General features: G+C 57.6%; 17 protein-coding genes. 11 read left to right on the top strand and 6 right to left on the bottom strand.

All coding sequences use genetic code 11. The annotated features are described in order from the left end of the window. Positions 1-40 precede the first annotated feature (40 nt). Positions 41-1,333: a serine--tRNA ligase gene (serS, locus tag ACR0JG_RS13165; protein WP_480570297.1), complete on the bottom strand. Its 1,293-nt coding sequence runs from the start codon at positions 1,331-1,333 to the stop codon at positions 41-43. Between the two features lie 72 nt (positions 1,334-1,405). Then, the gene (locus ACR0JG_RS13160) at positions 1,406-3,070 is read right to left on the bottom strand and encodes a mechanosensitive ion channel family protein (RefSeq protein ID WP_480570294.1); all 1,665 of its coding nucleotides are present in this window, start codon (positions 3,068-3,070) and stop codon (positions 1,406-1,408) included. Positions 3,071-3,262: 192 nt separating this feature from the next. Here ACR0JG_RS13160 and yajC point away from each other — a divergent pair, with 192 nt between their 5' ends. From yajC to ACR0JG_RS13110, 10 genes are all read left to right on the top strand, one after another. After that, positions 3,263-3,550 (top strand): preprotein translocase subunit YajC, encoded by a 288-nt coding sequence (gene yajC / locus ACR0JG_RS13155; RefSeq protein ID WP_155151194.1) that lies wholly within the window; start codon positions 3,263-3,265, stop codon positions 3,548-3,550. Between the two features lie 33 nt (positions 3,551-3,583). Next, complete coding sequence (gene secD / locus ACR0JG_RS13150) at positions 3,584-5,245, top strand: protein translocase subunit SecD (protein ID WP_170403231.1); 1,662 nt, start codon at positions 3,584-3,586, stop codon at positions 5,243-5,245. 1 nt (position 5,246) lies between these two features. After that, the gene (secF, locus tag ACR0JG_RS13145) at positions 5,247-6,215 is read left to right on the top strand and encodes a protein translocase subunit SecF (RefSeq protein ID WP_170396385.1); all 969 of its coding nucleotides are present in this window, start codon (positions 5,247-5,249) and stop codon (positions 6,213-6,215) included. Further along, positions 6,208-6,954: a TSUP family transporter gene (locus ACR0JG_RS13140; RefSeq protein WP_480570291.1), complete on the top strand. Its 747-nt coding sequence runs from the start codon at positions 6,208-6,210 to the stop codon at positions 6,952-6,954. Before secF ends, ACR0JG_RS13140 begins: the two co-directional genes overlap by 8 nt. 10 nt (positions 6,955-6,964) lie before the next feature. After that, the gene (locus tag ACR0JG_RS13135; RefSeq protein ID WP_480570288.1) at positions 6,965-7,318 is read left to right on the top strand and encodes an Mth938-like domain-containing protein; all 354 of its coding nucleotides are present in this window, start codon (positions 6,965-6,967) and stop codon (positions 7,316-7,318) included. Between the two features lie 130 nt (positions 7,319-7,448). After that, positions 7,449-8,063 carry a heme ABC exporter ATP-binding protein CcmA gene (ccmA, locus tag ACR0JG_RS13130; RefSeq protein WP_170403218.1) on the top strand — a complete coding sequence of 205 codons (615 nt, stop codon included), beginning with the start codon at positions 7,449-7,451 and terminating at the stop codon, positions 8,061-8,063. Beyond that, positions 8,060-8,716: a heme exporter protein CcmB gene (ccmB, locus tag ACR0JG_RS13125; protein ID WP_170396393.1), complete on the top strand. Its 657-nt coding sequence runs from the start codon at positions 8,060-8,062 to the stop codon at positions 8,714-8,716. Before ccmA ends, ccmB begins: the two co-directional genes overlap by 4 nt. 61 nt (positions 8,717-8,777) lie before the next feature. Then, complete coding sequence (locus ACR0JG_RS13120; protein ID WP_480570285.1) at positions 8,778-9,551, top strand: heme ABC transporter permease; 774 nt, start codon at positions 8,778-8,780, stop codon at positions 9,549-9,551. Beyond that, on the top strand, positions 9,548-9,706 hold the full coding sequence (ccmD, locus tag ACR0JG_RS13115; protein ID WP_170422269.1) for a heme exporter protein CcmD: 159 nt from the start codon (positions 9,548-9,550) through the stop codon (positions 9,704-9,706). Before ACR0JG_RS13120 ends, ccmD begins: the two co-directional genes overlap by 4 nt. Beyond that, positions 9,699-10,241 (top strand): DsbE family thiol:disulfide interchange protein, encoded by a 543-nt coding sequence (locus tag ACR0JG_RS13110; protein WP_170396396.1) that lies wholly within the window; start codon positions 9,699-9,701, stop codon positions 10,239-10,241. The genes ccmD and ACR0JG_RS13110 overlap by 8 nt, the downstream gene beginning before the upstream one ends. Here ACR0JG_RS13110 and ACR0JG_RS13105 read toward each other — a convergent pair. The 3 genes from ACR0JG_RS13105 to acnA all read right to left on the bottom strand — a co-directional run bounded on the left by ACR0JG_RS13105 (position 10,236) and on the right by acnA (position 15,363). Beyond that, on the bottom strand, positions 10,236-10,937 hold the full coding sequence (locus ACR0JG_RS13105) for an SDR family NAD(P)-dependent oxidoreductase (protein WP_480570282.1): 702 nt from the start codon (positions 10,935-10,937) through the stop codon (positions 10,236-10,238). The genes ACR0JG_RS13110 and ACR0JG_RS13105 overlap by 6 nt on opposite strands. Positions 10,938-11,052: 115 nt before the next feature. Further along, complete coding sequence (locus ACR0JG_RS13100) at positions 11,053-12,555, bottom strand: BCCT family transporter (RefSeq protein WP_480570279.1); 1,503 nt, start codon at positions 12,553-12,555, stop codon at positions 11,053-11,055. A 117-nt stretch (positions 12,556-12,672) separates the two neighbouring features. Beyond that, positions 12,673-15,363 carry an aconitate hydratase AcnA gene (acnA, locus tag ACR0JG_RS13095; protein ID WP_170512889.1) on the bottom strand — a complete coding sequence of 897 codons (2,691 nt, stop codon included), beginning with the start codon at positions 15,361-15,363 and terminating at the stop codon, positions 12,673-12,675. Positions 15,364-15,589: 226 nt separating this feature from the next. On the opposite strand from acnA, the gene ACR0JG_RS13090 reads away from it, so the two are divergent. Continuing rightward, positions 15,590-16,291, top strand: coding sequence for a DUF1223 domain-containing protein (locus tag ACR0JG_RS13090; protein WP_480570276.1), 702 nt, complete (start codon positions 15,590-15,592; stop codon positions 16,289-16,291). Here ACR0JG_RS13090 and ACR0JG_RS13085 read toward each other — a convergent pair whose 3' ends face one another. Then, complete coding sequence (locus tag ACR0JG_RS13085; RefSeq protein ID WP_480571125.1) at positions 16,292-17,215, bottom strand: lysophospholipid acyltransferase family protein; 924 nt, start codon at positions 17,213-17,215, stop codon at positions 16,292-16,294. Positions 17,216-17,257 lie beyond the last annotated feature (42 nt).

Genomic DNA, 17,257 nt, shown 5'->3' with positions numbered 1-17,257 from the left:
TTGTCTGATCGGAAACCGGCGCCTAAATGCGCCGGTTTTTTTATGTCAGCGTGCCGTTGGTCTGAAGGGTTAGCTTGCCGCCCAGATAGGGTGCCAGAACCTCGGGCAGGGTGACCGTCCCATCCGCATTCTGACCATTTTCCAAAACAGCTATCAGGCAGCGCCCTACGGCCAAGCCCGAACCATTCAGGGTATGGACATATTCTGGCTTGCCCCCGGCCTCTGGCCGGAAGCGCGCATTCATGCGGCGCGCCTGAAAATCCCCGCATGTCGAGACCGAGCTGATCTCGCGAAAAGTATTTTGGCCCGGCAGCCACGCCTCGATGTCGTAAGTGCGTCGTGCACCAAAGCCCATGTCACCGGTGCACAAGATCACGGTGCGATAGGGAATGCCCAGCTTTTCAAGAATGCCTTCGGCGCAGCGCAGCATACGTTTCTGTTCATCATCCGACTTGTCCGGATGGGTGACCGAGACCATCTCGACCTTTTCGAACTGGTGCTGCCGCAGCATCCCGCGTGTGTCCTTGCCCGCACTACCAGCCTCGGACCGGAAGCACAGCGAATGCGCGGTATAGCGGCGAGGCAGGTAACTCTCCTCGATCATCGTGTCGTTGACGATGTTGGTCAGCGACACTTCGGAGGTTGGAATCAACCACCAGCCTTCGCGGGTCTGATAGCTGTCTTCTCCAAACTTCGGCAACTGGCCGGTGCCCTGCATCATTTCCGAGAGAACCAGAACCGGGCCGTTGACCTCGGTCAGATCATTCTCGTTGATATGGGTGTCCAGCATGAACTGCGCCAAAGCGCGGTGGATACGCGCGACGCCGCCCGACAGCAGCACAAAGCGCGAGCCGGAGAGTTTGGCAGCCGTCTCAAAATCCATGCCATTCTGAACGGCATCGATTTCAAAATGCTCTTTCGGCGCGAAATCCAATTCGCGTGGTGTGCCCCAGCGGTTGATTTCGACATTGTCGTTCTCATCCGCGCCTTCGGGCACATCCTCGGCGGGCAGGTTCGCGATGCGGATCAGCTGGTCGGCCAGCAGAGCGTCCAGATCCTTGGCCTCGGTCTGCATCCGGGCCACTTCGGCCTTTTTCTCGGCGACCAGAGCGCGCAGGCGTTCGAATTCAGCTTCATCCCCGCGCCCTTTGGCAGCGCCAACCTCTTTGGAGGCCTTGTTCTGCTCGGCCTGAGCTGTCTCAGCAGCCAGAATCTTGGCGCGGCGGCTTTCGTCCAGCCTCAGCAGGTCTGACGACACCGGCGCGTCCCCACGGCGCGCAAGGGCGGCGTCGAAGGCGGCTGGGTTTTCGCGTATGGCGCGGATGTCGTGCATGGTTCAGATCCTTAACTGCGTGAATCACTGAATCCGCTTATGCACCATCTGAATGGCAGGGTGTAGCACCGGTTACGACTTATCCGATTCCTCGTGGGATTCATGCGCTAGATGGCCATCCCACTCTTCGGTTGGGATTTTCGGCTCGGGCGGGTCGGCCATGTACGAAGGTGTCATGATCTGCACGTTATTCTCATTGAACACGGCCACGATGTTGCGATGCAGGTCCGAGCGGATTTTCGGGATGATACTGCCCCGCGTGGTATAACCGTTGATCTGATAGTTTATCGCGTAATCGGCCAATGCGGTCCATAAAACAAAGGGTTCGGGCTTTGCCTTGATCCCCCTGGTGCGATGGGCGGCTTCTATCAGCATTGCCTCAACTTTCTCGGGTGGCTCTTCGTACCCGATGCCTACGGTCGTGTGCAGCAGCAACCCGCTACCGTCGGTTCTCTTCGAGAAATTCACCACGTCCGAATTCATCAATTGGGCGTTCGGGATCGAGATCAGTTCATTCTTGATGGACTTCAGATGCGTCTCCATCAACTTGATCTGTACCACATCGCCGATATGGTCCCCGATCTGGATCCGATCCCCGATAGAGGTCGAGCGGCGATAGATCACGAAGAGCCCCGCCAGCATGTTCGAGACGACCGAGTTTGCGCCCAGCGACAGCATGGCACCAACCAGAATCGTCAGCCCCTGAAACGCCGCCGAATCTGATCCGGGGATGTAAGGGACAGCAAAGACCAGAGCGATCAGGATAACGACGACGCGGGCGATGTTGAAGGTCGGGTTCACCCAGTGGCTTTCAAAATCGCCCATGTCAAAGGTTCCCGCCTCGACGGCGTCAAAGAACACACGCATGCCCCGGATAATATACAGCGTTATCCATGCGATCAGTATCAACATGATCAGGTTTGGGATGTAGCTGAGGATGCCTTTGAAGATCAGCAGGACCGGCTCGGTCAAGTAGGTCAGCAGGAGTTGCGCGAAATAGCGCGTCTCGGCAAAGGCAAGCAGAACGAAGGAGAGGTAGTAGTAGAAGCCGAGGAAAAAGATCACCAGCAGGACAAAATTCAGAGCATACCGGATCAACGCGGCGAGGGCCTCGGCCTGAACACTTTTGGCGGTCGCGGTTTCGACATCCTTGAGGTAACGCTTGACCAGTTTCAGCGTACGGCGGCGAATGCGCCGGTGCAGCCACAGGATAACGACGACAAAAAGCGCGAATCCAGCTGTCCATGCTAAGGCTTCGATGGCACCCGAAACACGCGCCTGTTCGGTGCGGTTTGCGCGATAGCTTTCAATGGATTGTTTAATAGCGTCGCCGTGCAACAAACTGAGAACGTTCAAGTCCATCTGCTCAAGCTCGGAATCGGCATCGGTCACGATCGAAACTTGAACACCATCGGCAAAGATTCGAATGCCGAACTCTGAGTCCTCGAAGGTTATGGAGACCTGCTCGGCGTCTGAGGCCTCGGCGATTTCGATGATCTTGTTCTGTACACTCGCGGCCCGTTCCGGAGCGGGCAGCGCGCTGGAGCCGCGCAGGTGAAACAAGGTGTCGCCGTCAACGATAACCGGAGCCTGAAAAATCTCTGATTCAGTGTCTTCTATCGCAGGCTCTTCGCTAGTGGCGTTCTGTGCCCATACGGGCGACGCCAGAAGACCTATACAGGTTGTCACGAGCATCAGGCGAACAAACGCGCCAAGGGTCTGGATTGATTGAATCATTAGGCCTCCTGCCACAGGACTATATCTGACTGGAAGGGTCTGCCTAGAACATATCTGCAACGTCCGGCAGCAAACCTTTGAACCCGATGGTCGAAATGGGGCCAGGTTTGCTTGCAAACCCATGTTTCAAAGCATAGGTTCCCGCAAACTTTGCAGAGAGCTCTCTGCATCATCAGAACAAAGGAATATCCCATGGAAGGTGGCGCAATCGCCCAGTTTCTCCCGCTGATCCTGATCTTCGCGATTATGTATTTTCTGCTGATCCGTCCGCAGCAGAAAAAGATGAAGGAACATCAGGCCATGGTCGAAGCCGTGCGCCGGGGCGATCAGGTTGTCACCCAAGGCGGGCTGATCGGCAAGGTGTCGAAGGTCAAGGAAGGCGACAACGAGATCGAAGTCGAGATCGCCGAGGGCGTTAAGGTTCGCGTGGTCAAATCGACCATCGCTCAGGTTCTGAACAAGACCGAACCTGCGAAGTAACTTCGCGCGACAATTCCTTGAAAAGGCAGGGTAATGCTGCAAATTGATTCCTGGAAGCGGGTTCTGATCTGGTCGGTCTGTGTGATCGGTCTGTTCCTTGCCCTGCCGAATGCGTTTTATACGCGCGTCGAACAATCTAACGATGCCAAGGCTGCGATTGAGCTTGGCATTGATACACCTGAAATGCAGGCCGAGGCCGCGCAATGGCCGAATTGGCTGCCGTCGTCTCTGGTCAATCTCGGGCTCGACTTGCGCGGCGGCGCGCATTTGCTGGCCGAGGTCAAGGTTGATGATGTCTACGAATCCCGGATGGAGGCGATGTGGCCCGAAATCCGCGACGCGCTGCGTGATGAACGCGCGACGGTCGGCACGATCCGTCGTCAGGATTCGGCGCCTGACGAGATTCGTGTGCGCATCAGCCAACCCGAGGGCATGTCCCGCGCATTAGAGGTTGTGCGCGGTCTGGCCCGACAGGTACAGACGCTGACCGGGGCAGGGGCAACAGATATAGAGGCTCGCGCCGAGGGGGACACTATCGTTGTCCAACTGTCCGAGGCCGAAAAGCTTGCTTCGGATGACCGCACCGTGCGCCAGTCCCTTGAGATCATCCGCCGTCGGATCGACGAGGTTGGCACACGCGAACCAACGATCCAGCGTCAGGGCGCTGATCGTATCCTGATTCAGGTGCCCGGCATCGGCAGCGCCGGGGAGCTCAAAGAGATTATCGGCACGACGGCACAGTTGACGTTCAATCCTGTCGTTGGACGCGGGACTGACCCGGATGCCATTCCGGGAGTTGGCGAGAAGCTTGTGCCATCGATCGATGAAGATGGTGTGTATTACACTCTGGACGCCGCACCCGTCGTGACCGGTGAAGAATTGGTCGACGCGCAGCCATCCTTCGACCAGAACGGCCGCCCTGCGGTCAGCTTCCGGTTCAACACCTCTGGTGCGCGCAAATTCGGCGACTACACGCTGGAAAACATTGGCGCACCCTTTGCTATCGTCCTGGATGACGAGGTGATCTCGGCCCCTGTAATCCAAAGCCATATCCCAGGTGGTTCGGGCATCATCACTGGCAACTTCACAGTTGAAGAAAGCACCAATTTGGCCGTTCTGCTGCGCGCAGGTGCCTTGCCTGCAGGTCTGGATTTCCTGGAAGAGCGCACCATCGGCCCTGAGCTGGGTCAGGACAGTATCGACGCAGGTAAAGTCGCGACAATCGTGGCCTTTGTCGCCGTGTTGGTATTCATGGCTCTCAGCTACGGCCTGTTCGGCATCTTCGCCAATATTGCGCTGATCCTGAACGTGGGGCTTTTGTTTGGCCTGCTCTCACTGATCGGCGCCACGCTGACCTTGCCCGGGATCGCGGGTATCGTGCTGACGGTGGGCATGGCAGTTGACGCCAACGTGCTGATCTTCGAGCGTATCCGCGAGGAACTGAAATCTGCCAAAGGTCCGGCGCGTGCCATCGAGCTGGGATACGAAAAAGCGCTTTCGGCCATTCTGGACGCTAACGTGACCACATTCATTACCGCAACCATCCTTTTTGCCATGGGCAGTGGTCCCGTGCGCGGCTTCTCCATTACGCTTGGTCTGGGTATTCTGACCTCGGTCTTCACCGCGATCTTTGTGACGCGTCTGATGATCGTGATGTGGTTCGAACGCCGCCGTCCGAAAACGATCGAGGTTTGACATGAGACTGAAACTCGTACCCCAAAACACCTCGTTCGATTTCTTTAGCCGTTGGAAGGTCTGGCTGGGCATCTCGGGTTTGATGATGGTGATCGCATTCACGTCATTCCTGCTGCAAGGGCTGAACTTCGGCATCGACTTTCGCGGCGGCACCACGATCCGGACCCAAAGCGCGCAAGAGATCGACGTCGGCGCCTATCGCGACGCCATCGCGCCGCTTGAGCTTGGCGATGTGACTATCACCGAGATTTTTGATCCCACCTTTGGCGAGGATGAAAACGTCGCGATGATCCGCATTCAGGCACAGGACGGGGCCGAAGCTGTGGCGGCCGCAACCGTCACAGCCGTCGAAGAAGCGCTGACCGTTGCCGCGCCGGATATCCAGTTCGTCTCGGTAGAATCGGTTGGCCCCAAGGTTTCGGGTGAGTTGATCCAGACCGCGGTCATTGCGGTCGCCTTGGCGATTGGCGCAGTGCTTGTCTATATCTGGCTTAGGTTCGAATGGCAGTTCGCACTCGGGGCGGTCGCCGCGTTGGTGCATGACGTGATCCTGACCATCGGCATCTTCTCGGAACTACAAATCCGTTTTGACCTGGCGATCATCGCCGCTCTACTGACTATCGTCGGCTATTCGCTGAACGACACCGTGGTCGTCTTCGACCGGGTTCGCGAAAACCTGCGGAAGTACAAGAAGAAAGACCTCAAAGAGGTGCTGAACATCTCGATCAACGAAACGCTCAGCCGGACGGTGATGACCTCTGTGACCACGCTGCTGGCGCTGATCTCGCTCTATGTACTGGGCGGAGACGTGATCCGAGGCTTTGTCTTCGCGATGATCTGGGGCGTGATCGTCGGGACCTATTCGTCGGTCTTCGTGGCCTCGACCATCCTGCTGTGGCTGGGGGTCAAGCGCGACTGGTCGAAGCCGTCGAATACGGCGGGCAACCAGTTTGCCAACATTGATGCCTGAGTATTTCGGCCAGACTCCAACCGGTCTGGCCGTTATTATTTTCGCCGCCTTCGTTGGGGGCATCGTGCGCGGGTTCTCCGGCTTTGGGACGGCCCTGATCTTCCTGCCCATCGCCAGCCCGTATCTTGGCCCCTTCGGTGCCATCATCGCGCTGACGGTCATGGACATATTTGGCCCGATCCCGAACCTGCGCCGCGCATGGACGGTTGTTGACAAGGCAGATCTGATGCGCCTTTTGGTCGGGTGCGCGCTACTTCTACCGGTTGGCTTATGGCTGCTGACCCGGACCGATCCCGAAGTGTTTCGCTATGTCGTCAGCCTGATTTCATTGTCGATGCTGGCCGTTCTGGTTTTTGGTCTGCGCTACCGGGGAGCGGTATCGCGTGGCATGGTTGCTGCGATCGGCGGGGCTGCAGGGCTACTTGGCGGGGTAGCCGGGATACCGGGGCCTGCCGTCATCCTGTTTTACATGTCAAGGCCGTTACCGGTTGCGATCATCCGCGCGACGATCCTGCTGTTCCTATTTGCTTTCGATTTGCTGATCCTTGGATATCTTGGCGGGATGGGGCGTCTTTCGATCGCGAGCATCGGATTGGGCCTTGCGCTTGCGGTTCCCAACATCGCGGGCAACTGGCTGGGGGGCTGGATGTTCCGACCCGAGTACGAGAACCTCTACCGCGCCGCAGCCTATCTGGTGATTGCAACGGCGGCCTTGTCCGGCCTGCCGCTTTGGGGCTAGAACCCTGCACATGCGCCTGAACGAGATCACATATACAAACGCTCAGCCGGTTGATGGCTATGGCCCCGGGTTCTTTCGGATAGGCGGGGAAGTTCATGATGGGGCAGTCCTGATCGGCCCCACCGGTAAATCGGCTTGGGCGGGTTACTCCGACGCCCAGACCCTGCTGGCCTTGTCCGAACATGTCGATGTTCTGTTCATCGGTACGGGCAAAGAACTGACCCACATCCCAGCCGACTTGCGCACCACATTGGAAGAGGCAGGTCTAGGTGTCGAAATCATGAACTCTCCGGCGGCCTGCCGCACCTACAACGTGCTGCTTTCCGAAGGCCGCCGCGTTGCGCTTGCGCTGATCCCGGTCTGAGGATCTGTTCTTGCTCTGGCTAAAAATATCCTGGGGAGTGTGAGGGGCTGGCCCCTCACTGCGACCCGACCAGCCGCTCTGCGGCAATTCCGACCTTTTGCCCACACGCACAATCCGCTAAGCGGGCTTCATGACTTTAAAGGTAACCGATCTGGCCATCGCACGCGGCGGAGTTCCCGTGCTCGAAGGGCTGAGCTTCTCGCTTGAGGCAGGAAGGGCGCTGATCCTGCGGGGGCCGAATGGAATCGGAAAGACAACATTACTGCGTACGCTTGCGGGCCTGCAACCGCCGCTGGCAGGGCAAATCGTCGGGGCGGAAGACCAGATCGCATACGCGTCCCATTCCGACGGGTTAAAACCGACCCTGACCGTTGTCGAAAACCTCAACTTCTGGGCGTCGGTCTTTGGCACCCGTGATATCCAGCACGCCCTTGATGCGTTTGAGCTGAACGAGTTGGCTGACCGCCATGCGGGCAACCTTTCGGCGGGGCAGAAACGGCGTCTGGGATTGGCGCGTATGTTGGTTACTGGCCGCCCGATCTGGATGCTGGACGAGCCGACGGTCTCGCTGGATCGTCACGCCGTGCAGATGTTTGCGGATGCGGTGCGCGCGCATCTGGGGCAGGGTGGTTCGGCCCTGATCGCGACCCATATTGATCTTGGCTTGGACGGAGAGGTTCTGGACGTTGGCCCCAACAAGGCCAAGCCCAAGCCCATCGACGATTTCGACGGAGGTTTCTTGTGATCGCCTTATTGCTGCGTGATCTGAAATTGGCCTTCCGTGCGGGGGGTGGCTTTGGTCTCGGTCTTGCTTTCTTCCTGATCGTCACCGTTCTGGTGCCATTCTCGGTTGGCCCGCAATCTTCGCTGCTTTCGACCATCGCACCGGGCGTTCTTTGGCTGGGCGCGCTTTTGGCGTGTCTGCTGTCACTTGATCGCCTTCTGGCGCTGGATTGGGAAGACGGCTCGCTTGATCTGCTCGCGACCGCGCCACTTCCGTTGGAATCAGTTGTTACCGTCAAAGCGCTAGCCCATTGGCTAACCACCGGATTGCCGCTGGTTCTGGCCGCGCCGTTCCTAGGCGTGTTGCTAAACCTGCCTGTACCCGGGTTTTCGTGGCTAGTGATCTCACTGCTCCTCGGTACTCCGGCGATGAGCGTTATCGGCACCTTTGGCGCGGCCCTTACTGTTGGTCTAAAACGGGGCGGTCTGCTACTGTCGCTTCTGGTTTTGCCGCTCTACGTGCCGACTTTGATCTTCGGAGCCGAGGTCGCCCGACGCGGTGCGACAGGCATGGAGACGCAAACGCCCCTGCTAATGCTGGCAGGGATTACCGCCGCAACGGTCGCACTTTTACCCTTTGCCAGCGCAGCGGTACTGCGCATCAATCTTAGGTGATGGCCACAAAGCTTGACTGAGGTCAATTGAGAACCACGCCGACTCGGACTAGATAGAGCCCATGACAATCGCAGCCAAAGCCAATGCCCTTTGGGAATACGCCAACCCGCGTAAGTTCCTCGCGACCAGCGAACGGGTCCTTCCGTTCTTCTGGATCAGCTCAGGTCTTTGTCTGGTCGCCGGATTGATCTGGGGCTTTTTCTTCACCCCGGATGACTACAAGCAAGGCTCGACCGTAAAGATCATCTACCTGCATGTACCTGCCGCGTTGATGGCGATCAATTGCTGGCTGATGATGCTGGCAACTTCGCTGGTCTGGTTGGTGCGTCGCCACCATGTCAGTGCGCTGGCTGCCCGCGCCGCTGCGCCCATTGGCATCGTGATGACGCTGATCGCATTGGCCACCGGAGCGATCTGGGGGCAGCCCATGTGGGGGACATGGTGGGCCTGGGACCCACGCCTTACATCGTTCCTGATCCTGTTCCTGTTCTATCTAGGTTATGTCGCGCTTTGGGAAGCGATCGAAGATCCGGATACAGCGGCGGACCTGACCTCGGTCCTTTGCCTCGTGGGCTCGGTCTTTGCGTTCCTCAGCCGGTATGCCGTGAATTTCTGGAATCAGGGGCTGCATCAGGGGGCTTCGGTGATGCGCGCCGGGGCGATCACAGGCACGGATACTGAGGAGAAGGTAAGCAATATCTACTTCTATCCACTGCTGCTTTGCATCATCGGCTTTGTACTGCTGTTCATTGCGCTGGTCTTCTATCGTACGGTCACAGAAATTCGCGCCCGCCGGACCAAGGCGCTTATGGCGCGTGAAAGGGTGAGCGGATGATGCCTGATCTTGGAAAATATGCCGATACCGTCTTGTGGTCCTATGTCGTATCAATCGGACTTCTGATCGCATTGGTGGGTTTCAGCGTGATCCGGGGCCGTAAGGTACGGGCCGAGATGGAGAAGGTTGAACAAAGAATGTCACGCAATGGCTAAGATTTCGCCCCTGATGATCGCGCCTCCGCTGATTTTCGGCGCCTTCGCTGTACTCGCGGGCATCGGTATGTTCCGCGACGATCCCAACGCCTTGCCCTCGGCGCGCGAGGGTCAGCCAGCACCGCCGGTTGTACTGACCGAGTTCGCGGGCAAACCGGGCTTCGATGATGCCACACTGCGTGATGGCGAGGTCAAGCTGGTCAACTACTGGGCCAGTTGGTGTGCACCATGCCGCGTCGAACACCCCAATCTGCAGGCTCTGTCTGACGAGGGTATCCCGGTCTATGGTATCAACTACAAAGATCAACTGGACAACGCCGAAGGATTTCTTGCCGAACTGGGCGATCCCTATGCCGGTATCGGTCGGGATGAACAGGGCCGCATGGGGCTGGACTGGGGCGTCTACGGTGTGCCCGAAACCTATGTGATCGACGGTGAGGGCACGATCATCCTGCGCTGGGCTGGTCCGGTCACTCAGCGGGTGATCGAAAGCACGATCCGCCCAGCACTTGAGAAAGCCGCAGGTGGCTCATAAGCGATAGCCACCGGTGACGCCCAGAACCTCACCAGTGATGAAGGATGCGGCATCGGACGCCAGAAACCTGACGACTTTGGCGATATCCTCGGGCTTTCCCGCGCGACCTAAAGCGGTTTCTTTGACAAACAGCGCGGTCAACTCCTCAGACCGGGGCGCTTCGGGGATGTTGATCGCACCCGGCGCGACTGCATTAACGCGTATCCCCTTTGGCCCAAGCTCCTTTGCCATGGCGTGGGTCCATAGATTCAGGGCGGCCTTGCTTGCCCCATAGGTCACCGCATCCCGAGGCGGCAAGACCGCGTTCATGGATGAGATATTGACGATTGAGGCGTCGCGTTTCAGATGTGGTAGCGCAGCAGCCAACAATGCGGCGGGGGCCAGCAGGTTCAAATCCAGAATGGCGCGGTGGTCCTCGGCCCGAAATTCCTCTTTGGGGGTAGATTTCACAAGGCCGGCATTGTTGACGATCACATCCAGCCTTCCAAACCTCTCGATCACCTGCGAAATCACGCTAGCCGGCTGGTCGGGCGCAGATAGATCGGAACGTATGGCCAGAACATCCCCACCCAGTAGCTCGGGCGTGGGTTTGCTCGACAACCAAGTAAACGCGACGCGGTGATCACGGCTGAGGTCTTCGACGATTGCACGCCCAATTCCGCGTGCACCGCCGGTTATCAATGCGACTTTGTCCATAATCGTAGGAAATCGGTAAAATGGCCGGGATTCAAGCCGTTACTTACGGACCAAAATCCAGATCATCGCGCCGACGAATGCAAAGGTGGTCAGATTCATAAGCGTATCCGTCAGATCACCGATCAGCATGGCTCAGCCCCTCTTCTCGTAGCCCTCGGAACAGGCAGACCATCAGCAGAACCGAGATGAACACAAAGGGCAGCGCCCCGAGTGAGATCAGGACTTTGACCGATTCCACCGAGCCCGACAGGATCATCGCGACACTCAACAAGCCCAGCAATGCACCCCAGATCAGCCGCACGCGCGGGGGCGGGTTTTCGTCCCCCTGGGACGAGAATGTACCCAGCACAAAGGCCGCGCTTACAACGCTGGTTACGATGAACAGAAACGCCGCTGCTACGGTTGCAAGTATTGTGATCTGCGATAAGGGCAAACGGTCGAGCAGGGCGAAGGTCACACGCTCGATGTTTGTTTGCGTATAGGCCAGCAGTTCTCCGGCTCCGTTGAGCGCCTCGAACAGACCGATGCCGCCGAAGGCACCGAACCAAAGGATCGAGAACAGCGTGGGCGCAAAGAGTACTCCGATCACGAATACCCGGATCGTGCGACCGCGAGAGATACGCGCGACAAACACACCAACAAAAGGTCCCCAGGCGATCCACCAGACCATATAGGTGAGGGTCCAGTCGCTGAACCATTTGGTGACGTCATCGCCGAAGAAGGTGAAGGTCTGAAAGCCCCGAGGGATGACATTGGTGACGTAATCGCCGAACCCTTGAACCACAGTGTTCAACAGATACTCTGTAGGCCCGAGGACCACTGTGTAGGCCACAAGGCAGATCGCGATCAGCATTGCCGCATTCGACAAGCGCGCCATGCCTTGGCCAAGGTCGATTAACAGAGCAGGGATGTAGGCTGCGACCATCGCCAGGAAAACAACGCCGATCAGAAGGGCACCAACCGTTTCCCGGCCACCCAGAACCGCAATCCCGTCCGCAACCTGGAACACGCCCATGGCCATTGAACCGCCAACACCGATAGAGATTGCAACAATGGCCATGAAATCCGACAGCCACCCGACCCGCTCGGCCCAGCGTTCTCCTGGGAACAGGCTTTTGATCGGTGCACTGACCATCATGCCTGTCCCGCGCCGAAAGCTGAAATAAGCAATGGTCAGCGCGGTCGAACCGTAAATCGCCCATGCGTGCAGGCCCCAATGGAAGTTTGTTGCCAGCATGGCCTGCTGCGCGGCGACATAGTCGGGTGCCATGCCCGAGATGAAGTTGAAATGGGTAAGGGGCTCGGCGACCGCCCAGAACAGCAGTCCAACGCCCATTCCTGCGGAGAACAGCATTGAGATCCAGGTGGCGGTCGAGAACTCGGGCTCTTCATCATCTCGGCCCAGACGGATTTTGCCATATGGCGAAAAGGCCAGAACCAAACACCCGATCAACATGCCTGAGGCCGCGAGCATCACGAACCAACCGCGACTGTGGAAGGTTTGTTGCACGATGCTATTGGCCCAAGTCACCAAGCTTTCGATATCGACGACGCCCCAGATCCCGATCACGGCGATGACGCTAAGCGAGCAAACCAATAGGGCGTTGGGCTTTTTCATGGTGATGAAATTCCGAAGACTGTCTTGCTCAACAGTTTCAGATTTTTGAATAAATGGCCAGAAAACAAAACCCCCGGCGCAGGGCCGGGGGCTGAGGTTGGATATCAACCTGCTGATTTATGACGCTTTTGCGAGATTGCGCAGCACGTATTGCAGCACACCGCCGTTTTCAATGTATTCGATCTCGGGCGCGGTATCGATGCGGCACTTCAGGGTGATCGTCTTTTCGGTACCATCTCCGTAAATGATGGTGCAGGGCACTTCCTGCAGGGGCTCAACCGAATCCAACCCGTGGATCGATACGGTCTCATCACCCTTCAGACCCAGTGTCTTGCGGGTATCACCATCGGTGAATTCGAACGGTATGACGCCCATGCCTACCAGGTTTGAACGGTGGATGCGCTCAAAACTCTCGGCGATCACTGCCTTGACGCCAAGCAGAGCTGTACCCTTGGCCGCCCAGTCGCGTGACGAACCTGCACCGTACTGTTCGCCGCCAAAGACGACCAGCGGGGTGCCTTGCTCCTGATAGGCCATCGATGCTTCGTAGACCGAGGTTTGTTCACCATCCGGGCCTTTTGTATAACCGCCTTCGACGCCATCCAGCATCTCGTTCTTGACGCGGATATTAGCGAAGGTGCCGCGCATCATGATCTCGTGGTTGCCACGGCGTGAGCCATACGAGTTGAATTCGCGCGGCTGAACCTGACGATCGGTCAGATACTTCCCGGCAGGTGTCGTTGTCGCAAACGAACCGGCGGGCGAGATATGGTCGGTGGTGATCATGTCACCCAGGATCAGCAGAACCTTTGCACCATCGATATTCGAGATCGTGCCCGGCTCAGGCCCCATGCCTTGGAAATAGGGAGGGTTTTGAATGTAGGTTGACGTCGGTGGCCAATCATAGGTTTCCTGTTGCGGAACCTCGACCTCCTGCCATTTCTCGTCGCCTTTGAAGACATCGGCATATTTCGACTGGAACGCCTCGCGGGTCACGGTTGCCTCAACCAATTCGGCGATTTCGCTTTGGGTCGGCCAGATGTCTTTCATGTAGACATCGTTGCCAGCCTGATCCTGTCCAATCGGTTCCGAGGTCAGGTCGATGTCCAACGTACCAGCCAAGGCATAAACCACTACCAGCGGCGGTGAAGCCAGATAGTTGGCGCGCACGTCGGGCGAGATGCGGCCTTCGAAGTTGCGGTTGCCTGAAAGAACCGAAGTGGCAACAAGATCGCCTTCGGCAATCGCTTCGCTGATTTCCCTTTGGATCGGACCCGAGTTGCCAATACAGGTGGTGCAGCCATAGCCAACAAGGTTGAAGCCGATCTTGTCCAGATCTTCCTGCAGACCCGCAGCCTCCAAGTAGGCGGACACAACCTGCGAGCCGGGCGCCAATGAGGTCTTTACCCACGGTTTGCGATCCAATCCCAGCGCGGCGGCTTTGCGTGCGACGAGGCCCGCGCCGATCATTACATACGGGTTCGACGTGTTGGTGCAGGAGGTGATCGAGGCGATCACGACTTTGCCCGATTCCATGCCGTAGTTTTCGCCTTTGACCTCTATTTGTTTGCCCATCGGGCGTTTGAAGGTCTCGGCCATTTCCTTGGTGAATGCGGCCTTGGCGTCGGTTAGTGCGACATAATCCTGCGGCCGTTTCGGGCCCGAGATCGCAGGAACAATTGTGCCCATATCCAGCGACAGAGTGTCGGTGTAGATCGGCGCGTAATCGGCATCGCGCCAGAAGCCGTTTTCCTTGGCGTAGGCCTCGACCAATGCGATGCGGTCTTCGTCGCGTCCAGTATTGCGCATATAGCGCAAGGTCTCGCCGTCAATCGGGAAGAAACCACAGGTCGCGCCGTATTCGGGGGCCATGTTGGCGATGGTTGCGCGATCGGCCAAGGGCAAGCGGTCCAGACCTTCGCCGTAGAATTCAACGAATTTACCAACCACGCCTTTCTCGCGCAGCATCTCGACGACTTTCAGGACAAGGTCAGTTCCCGTTGTGCCTTCGACCATCGAACCGGTCAGTTCAAAGCCCACAACCTCGGGGATCAGCATCGAGATCGGTTGACCCAGCATCGCTGCCTCGGCCTCGATCCCGCCAACGCCCCAGCCCAGAACGGCCATGCCGTTGACCATGGTGGTGTGGCTGTCAGTACCAACAAGTGTATCGGGATAAGCGACTTCTTCGCCGCTTTGGTCCGTGTCCGTCCAGACGGTCTGCGCCAGATATTCCAGGTTTACTTGGTGGCAGATACCGGTGCCGGGAGGCACGACGCGGAAATTGTTGAACGCGTTCTGACCCCATTTCAGGAACTGATAGCGTTCCATGTTGCGCTCATATTCGCGGTCCACGTTCATCTGAAACGCGCGTGGGTTGCCGAACTCATCAATCATGACCGAGTGGTCGATGACCAGATCGACCGGGTTCAGCGGGTTGATCTTTTGCGCGTCCCCACCAAGGCCCTTGATGCCGTCGCGCATCGCTGCCAGATCCACCACGGCCGGAACTCCGGTAAAGTCTTGCATCAGAACCCGGGCAGGGCGATAGGCAATCTCACGTGGGTTCTTGCCACCGTTGGCACCCCATTCGGCAAAGGCTTTGATGTCATCGACGGAAACCGAGAACCCGTCATCTTCGAACCGCAGCATGTTTTCCAGAACCACTTTCAGCGCGGCAGGCAGATTCGAAAAATCGCCTAAGCCTGCTTCTTGCGCGGCTGGAATCGAATAATAGGAAATGGATTTGCCATTCACGTTCAGGCTGCGGCGTGTCTTGGCGGTGTCCTGTCCGACCTTGATGGGCATCTGTGGCCTCCCTCTCAAATGACTTGGAATACGGGCTTCGCTAAGGGTTATCTGCATTACCGCACCAGTTGTTTCAAGGTGCAACGGGCAGTTTGGGTGGTTTTTTGTATACCATTGCACACATTTTGTCGAAAGCTTGTGTCTGAGGTCTCAAGAAACCTTGATTGGCAGTTTATTCGGTTCCGACTTAAACCTTTCAGGCAATCTTCCTCTATCGAGAGAAAACATGCTCAGATCAGTCGCTGCGACCGCGTTTGTTTCACTCTTTCTTGCTGCCCCGGCTCAGGCGCAGGATGACCCGGTGGTGGTCGAACTGTTCACCTCGCAGGGGTGCTCGTCCTGCCCGCCAGCAGACCGGATCATGCATGAATTGGCCAAGCGGTATGATGTAATCGGTCTGGCGTTGCATGTGGATTATTGGGACTACATTGGCTGGAAAGATGAATACGCCAATCCCGACCATACCGATCGACAGCGCGCCTATGCACGTGAAGGCGGGCGGACGATGATCTATACGCCGCAGATGGTTGTGAATGGGCAGCAGGATGTGGTTGGGGCCAAGTCAATTGAACTGAACCGGCTAATCGATGCACACCTGACTGCGCCGCCGGAGGCCGAGGTCAGTGCCACGCGTATCGCGAACGAAGTATCCATGAATGTCGTTCCGATCGAGTTACCAGACGACGAAACCTATGATGTTCGGATTGTGCAGTATTCGCCGATGCGTCGCACCTCGATCCGGCGTGGCGAATTGGCCGGACATGATCTGGATTATGCAAACGTGGTCGAGAATTGGCAGATTGCCGGTCGCTGGGATGGCCAAACACCGCAGGGTTTCACCGCAACATTGTCATCGGAATTGCCTGCCGTTGTACTGATCCAGCGCAGTGGCCATGGTCCGATCGTGGCCGCAGCGCGGGTTAAGTGATCAGGGCATATCCTTTGGCTGGACCCCCAGTCCCCTCCAGGACTTCCAGCGCCGATGAATCCAGAACCATTGTCCCATGTGCTGACGCACCATCACTTCCAGGTCGTCATTGGTGAACTGGGTCATGGTTTTGGCATCAGTATGCGGGACCGGGTCGTGCAGGACGATCTCAAAATCGATCCCGTTGGGTTGGCGCACTGCATAGCAGGGGATCAGCACAGCCTTGTATTTGATCGCAAGTTCCGCGTTCAGCACCGAGGTGACGGCGGGTTTGCCGAAAAAGGTCAGCTCCTCACCACCATGCGCATGCAGGTCGGATACAATGGCAATGATGCCTCCGCTTTTCAGTGAACGGACCATTTCGACCATACCTCGGCGGCCCTGTTCGAACATGGGCGACCCGGTCTGATAGAATGCCTCGACATACATGTCGTTGAAATATGGATTTGCCATGCGGCGATAGAGGCTGCCGATGGGTTTACCGCTGCGCGCCTGCAGCGCGACCCGCGCGGCCAGATAGTGCCCGAAATGCGCAGTGATCATCATCACTGGACGCCCTTCCGCCACGGCGTCATCAAATGCTTCGACCCCAGAACCTGATACCTTGGCCTTGCTTTGTCGCTCGATGAAACCGTCGGCTGAAAAATGCTCCATGATCGCGCGCCCGGCATTGTCAGGCACGGCGCGGCAGATGCGTTTGACCTCGGCCTCGGGCAGATCTGGGCAGGTGAGTTTCAGGTTGCGGCGCACGCGGGTTCGAAACCCGACAATGGGGGCAAGCCAGCGCACAATCGCGCCCATCGCTCCGATGCGGCGCTCATATGGCAGCAGGCGCATGCCGCGGATTACGCCGGTCAGAAACAGGTTGGCGACGTAGTATTTTCCAAGCTCAAATCGGCTCAGTTCCGACTTTTCGACGGGCATGGGGAAGGACACCTGAGTGTTGTGAATTGCGCGCTCAGACAT

It is taken from the genome of Ruegeria sp. AD5 (assembly GCF_056542345.1).
Note: the sequence above shows the minus strand (reverse complement) of the source record. Positions and strands in the feature narration are given on the sequence as shown.

Coding starts and splice junctions, on each gene's coding strand:
- serS (WP_480570297.1), bottom strand. CDS start 1,333: ATGCACGACATCCGCGCCATACGCGAAAACCCAGCCGCCTTCGACGCC.
- ACR0JG_RS13160 (WP_480570294.1), bottom strand. CDS start 3,070: ATGATTCAATCAATCCAGACCCTTGGCGCGTTTGTTCGCCTGATGCTC.
- yajC (WP_155151194.1), top strand. CDS start 3,263: ATGGAAGGTGGCGCAATCGCCCAGTTTCTCCCGCTGATCCTGATCTTC.
- secD (WP_170403231.1), top strand. CDS start 3,584: ATGCTGCAAATTGATTCCTGGAAGCGGGTTCTGATCTGGTCGGTCTGT.
- secF (WP_170396385.1), top strand. CDS start 5,247: ATGAGACTGAAACTCGTACCCCAAAACACCTCGTTCGATTTCTTTAGC.
- ACR0JG_RS13140 (WP_480570291.1), top strand. CDS start 6,208: ATGCCTGAGTATTTCGGCCAGACTCCAACCGGTCTGGCCGTTATTATT.
- ACR0JG_RS13135 (WP_480570288.1), top strand. CDS start 6,965: ATGCGCCTGAACGAGATCACATATACAAACGCTCAGCCGGTTGATGGC.
- ccmA (WP_170403218.1), top strand. CDS start 7,449: ATGACTTTAAAGGTAACCGATCTGGCCATCGCACGCGGCGGAGTTCCC.
- ACR0JG_RS13120 (WP_480570285.1), top strand. CDS start 8,778: ATGACAATCGCAGCCAAAGCCAATGCCCTTTGGGAATACGCCAACCCG.
- ccmD (WP_170422269.1), top strand. CDS start 9,548: ATGATGCCTGATCTTGGAAAATATGCCGATACCGTCTTGTGGTCCTAT.
- ACR0JG_RS13110 (WP_170396396.1), top strand. CDS start 9,699: ATGGCTAAGATTTCGCCCCTGATGATCGCGCCTCCGCTGATTTTCGGC.
- ACR0JG_RS13105 (WP_480570282.1), bottom strand. CDS start 10,937: ATGGACAAAGTCGCATTGATAACCGGCGGTGCACGCGGAATTGGGCGT.
- ACR0JG_RS13100 (WP_480570279.1), bottom strand. CDS start 12,555: ATGAAAAAGCCCAACGCCCTATTGGTTTGCTCGCTTAGCGTCATCGCC.
- acnA (WP_170512889.1), bottom strand. CDS start 15,363: ATGCCCATCAAGGTCGGACAGGACACCGCCAAGACACGCCGCAGCCTG.
- ACR0JG_RS13090 (WP_480570276.1), top strand. CDS start 15,590: ATGCTCAGATCAGTCGCTGCGACCGCGTTTGTTTCACTCTTTCTTGCT.
- ACR0JG_RS13085 (WP_480571125.1), bottom strand. CDS start 17,215: ATGCCCGTCGAAAAGTCGGAACTGAGCCGATTTGAGCTTGGAAAATAC.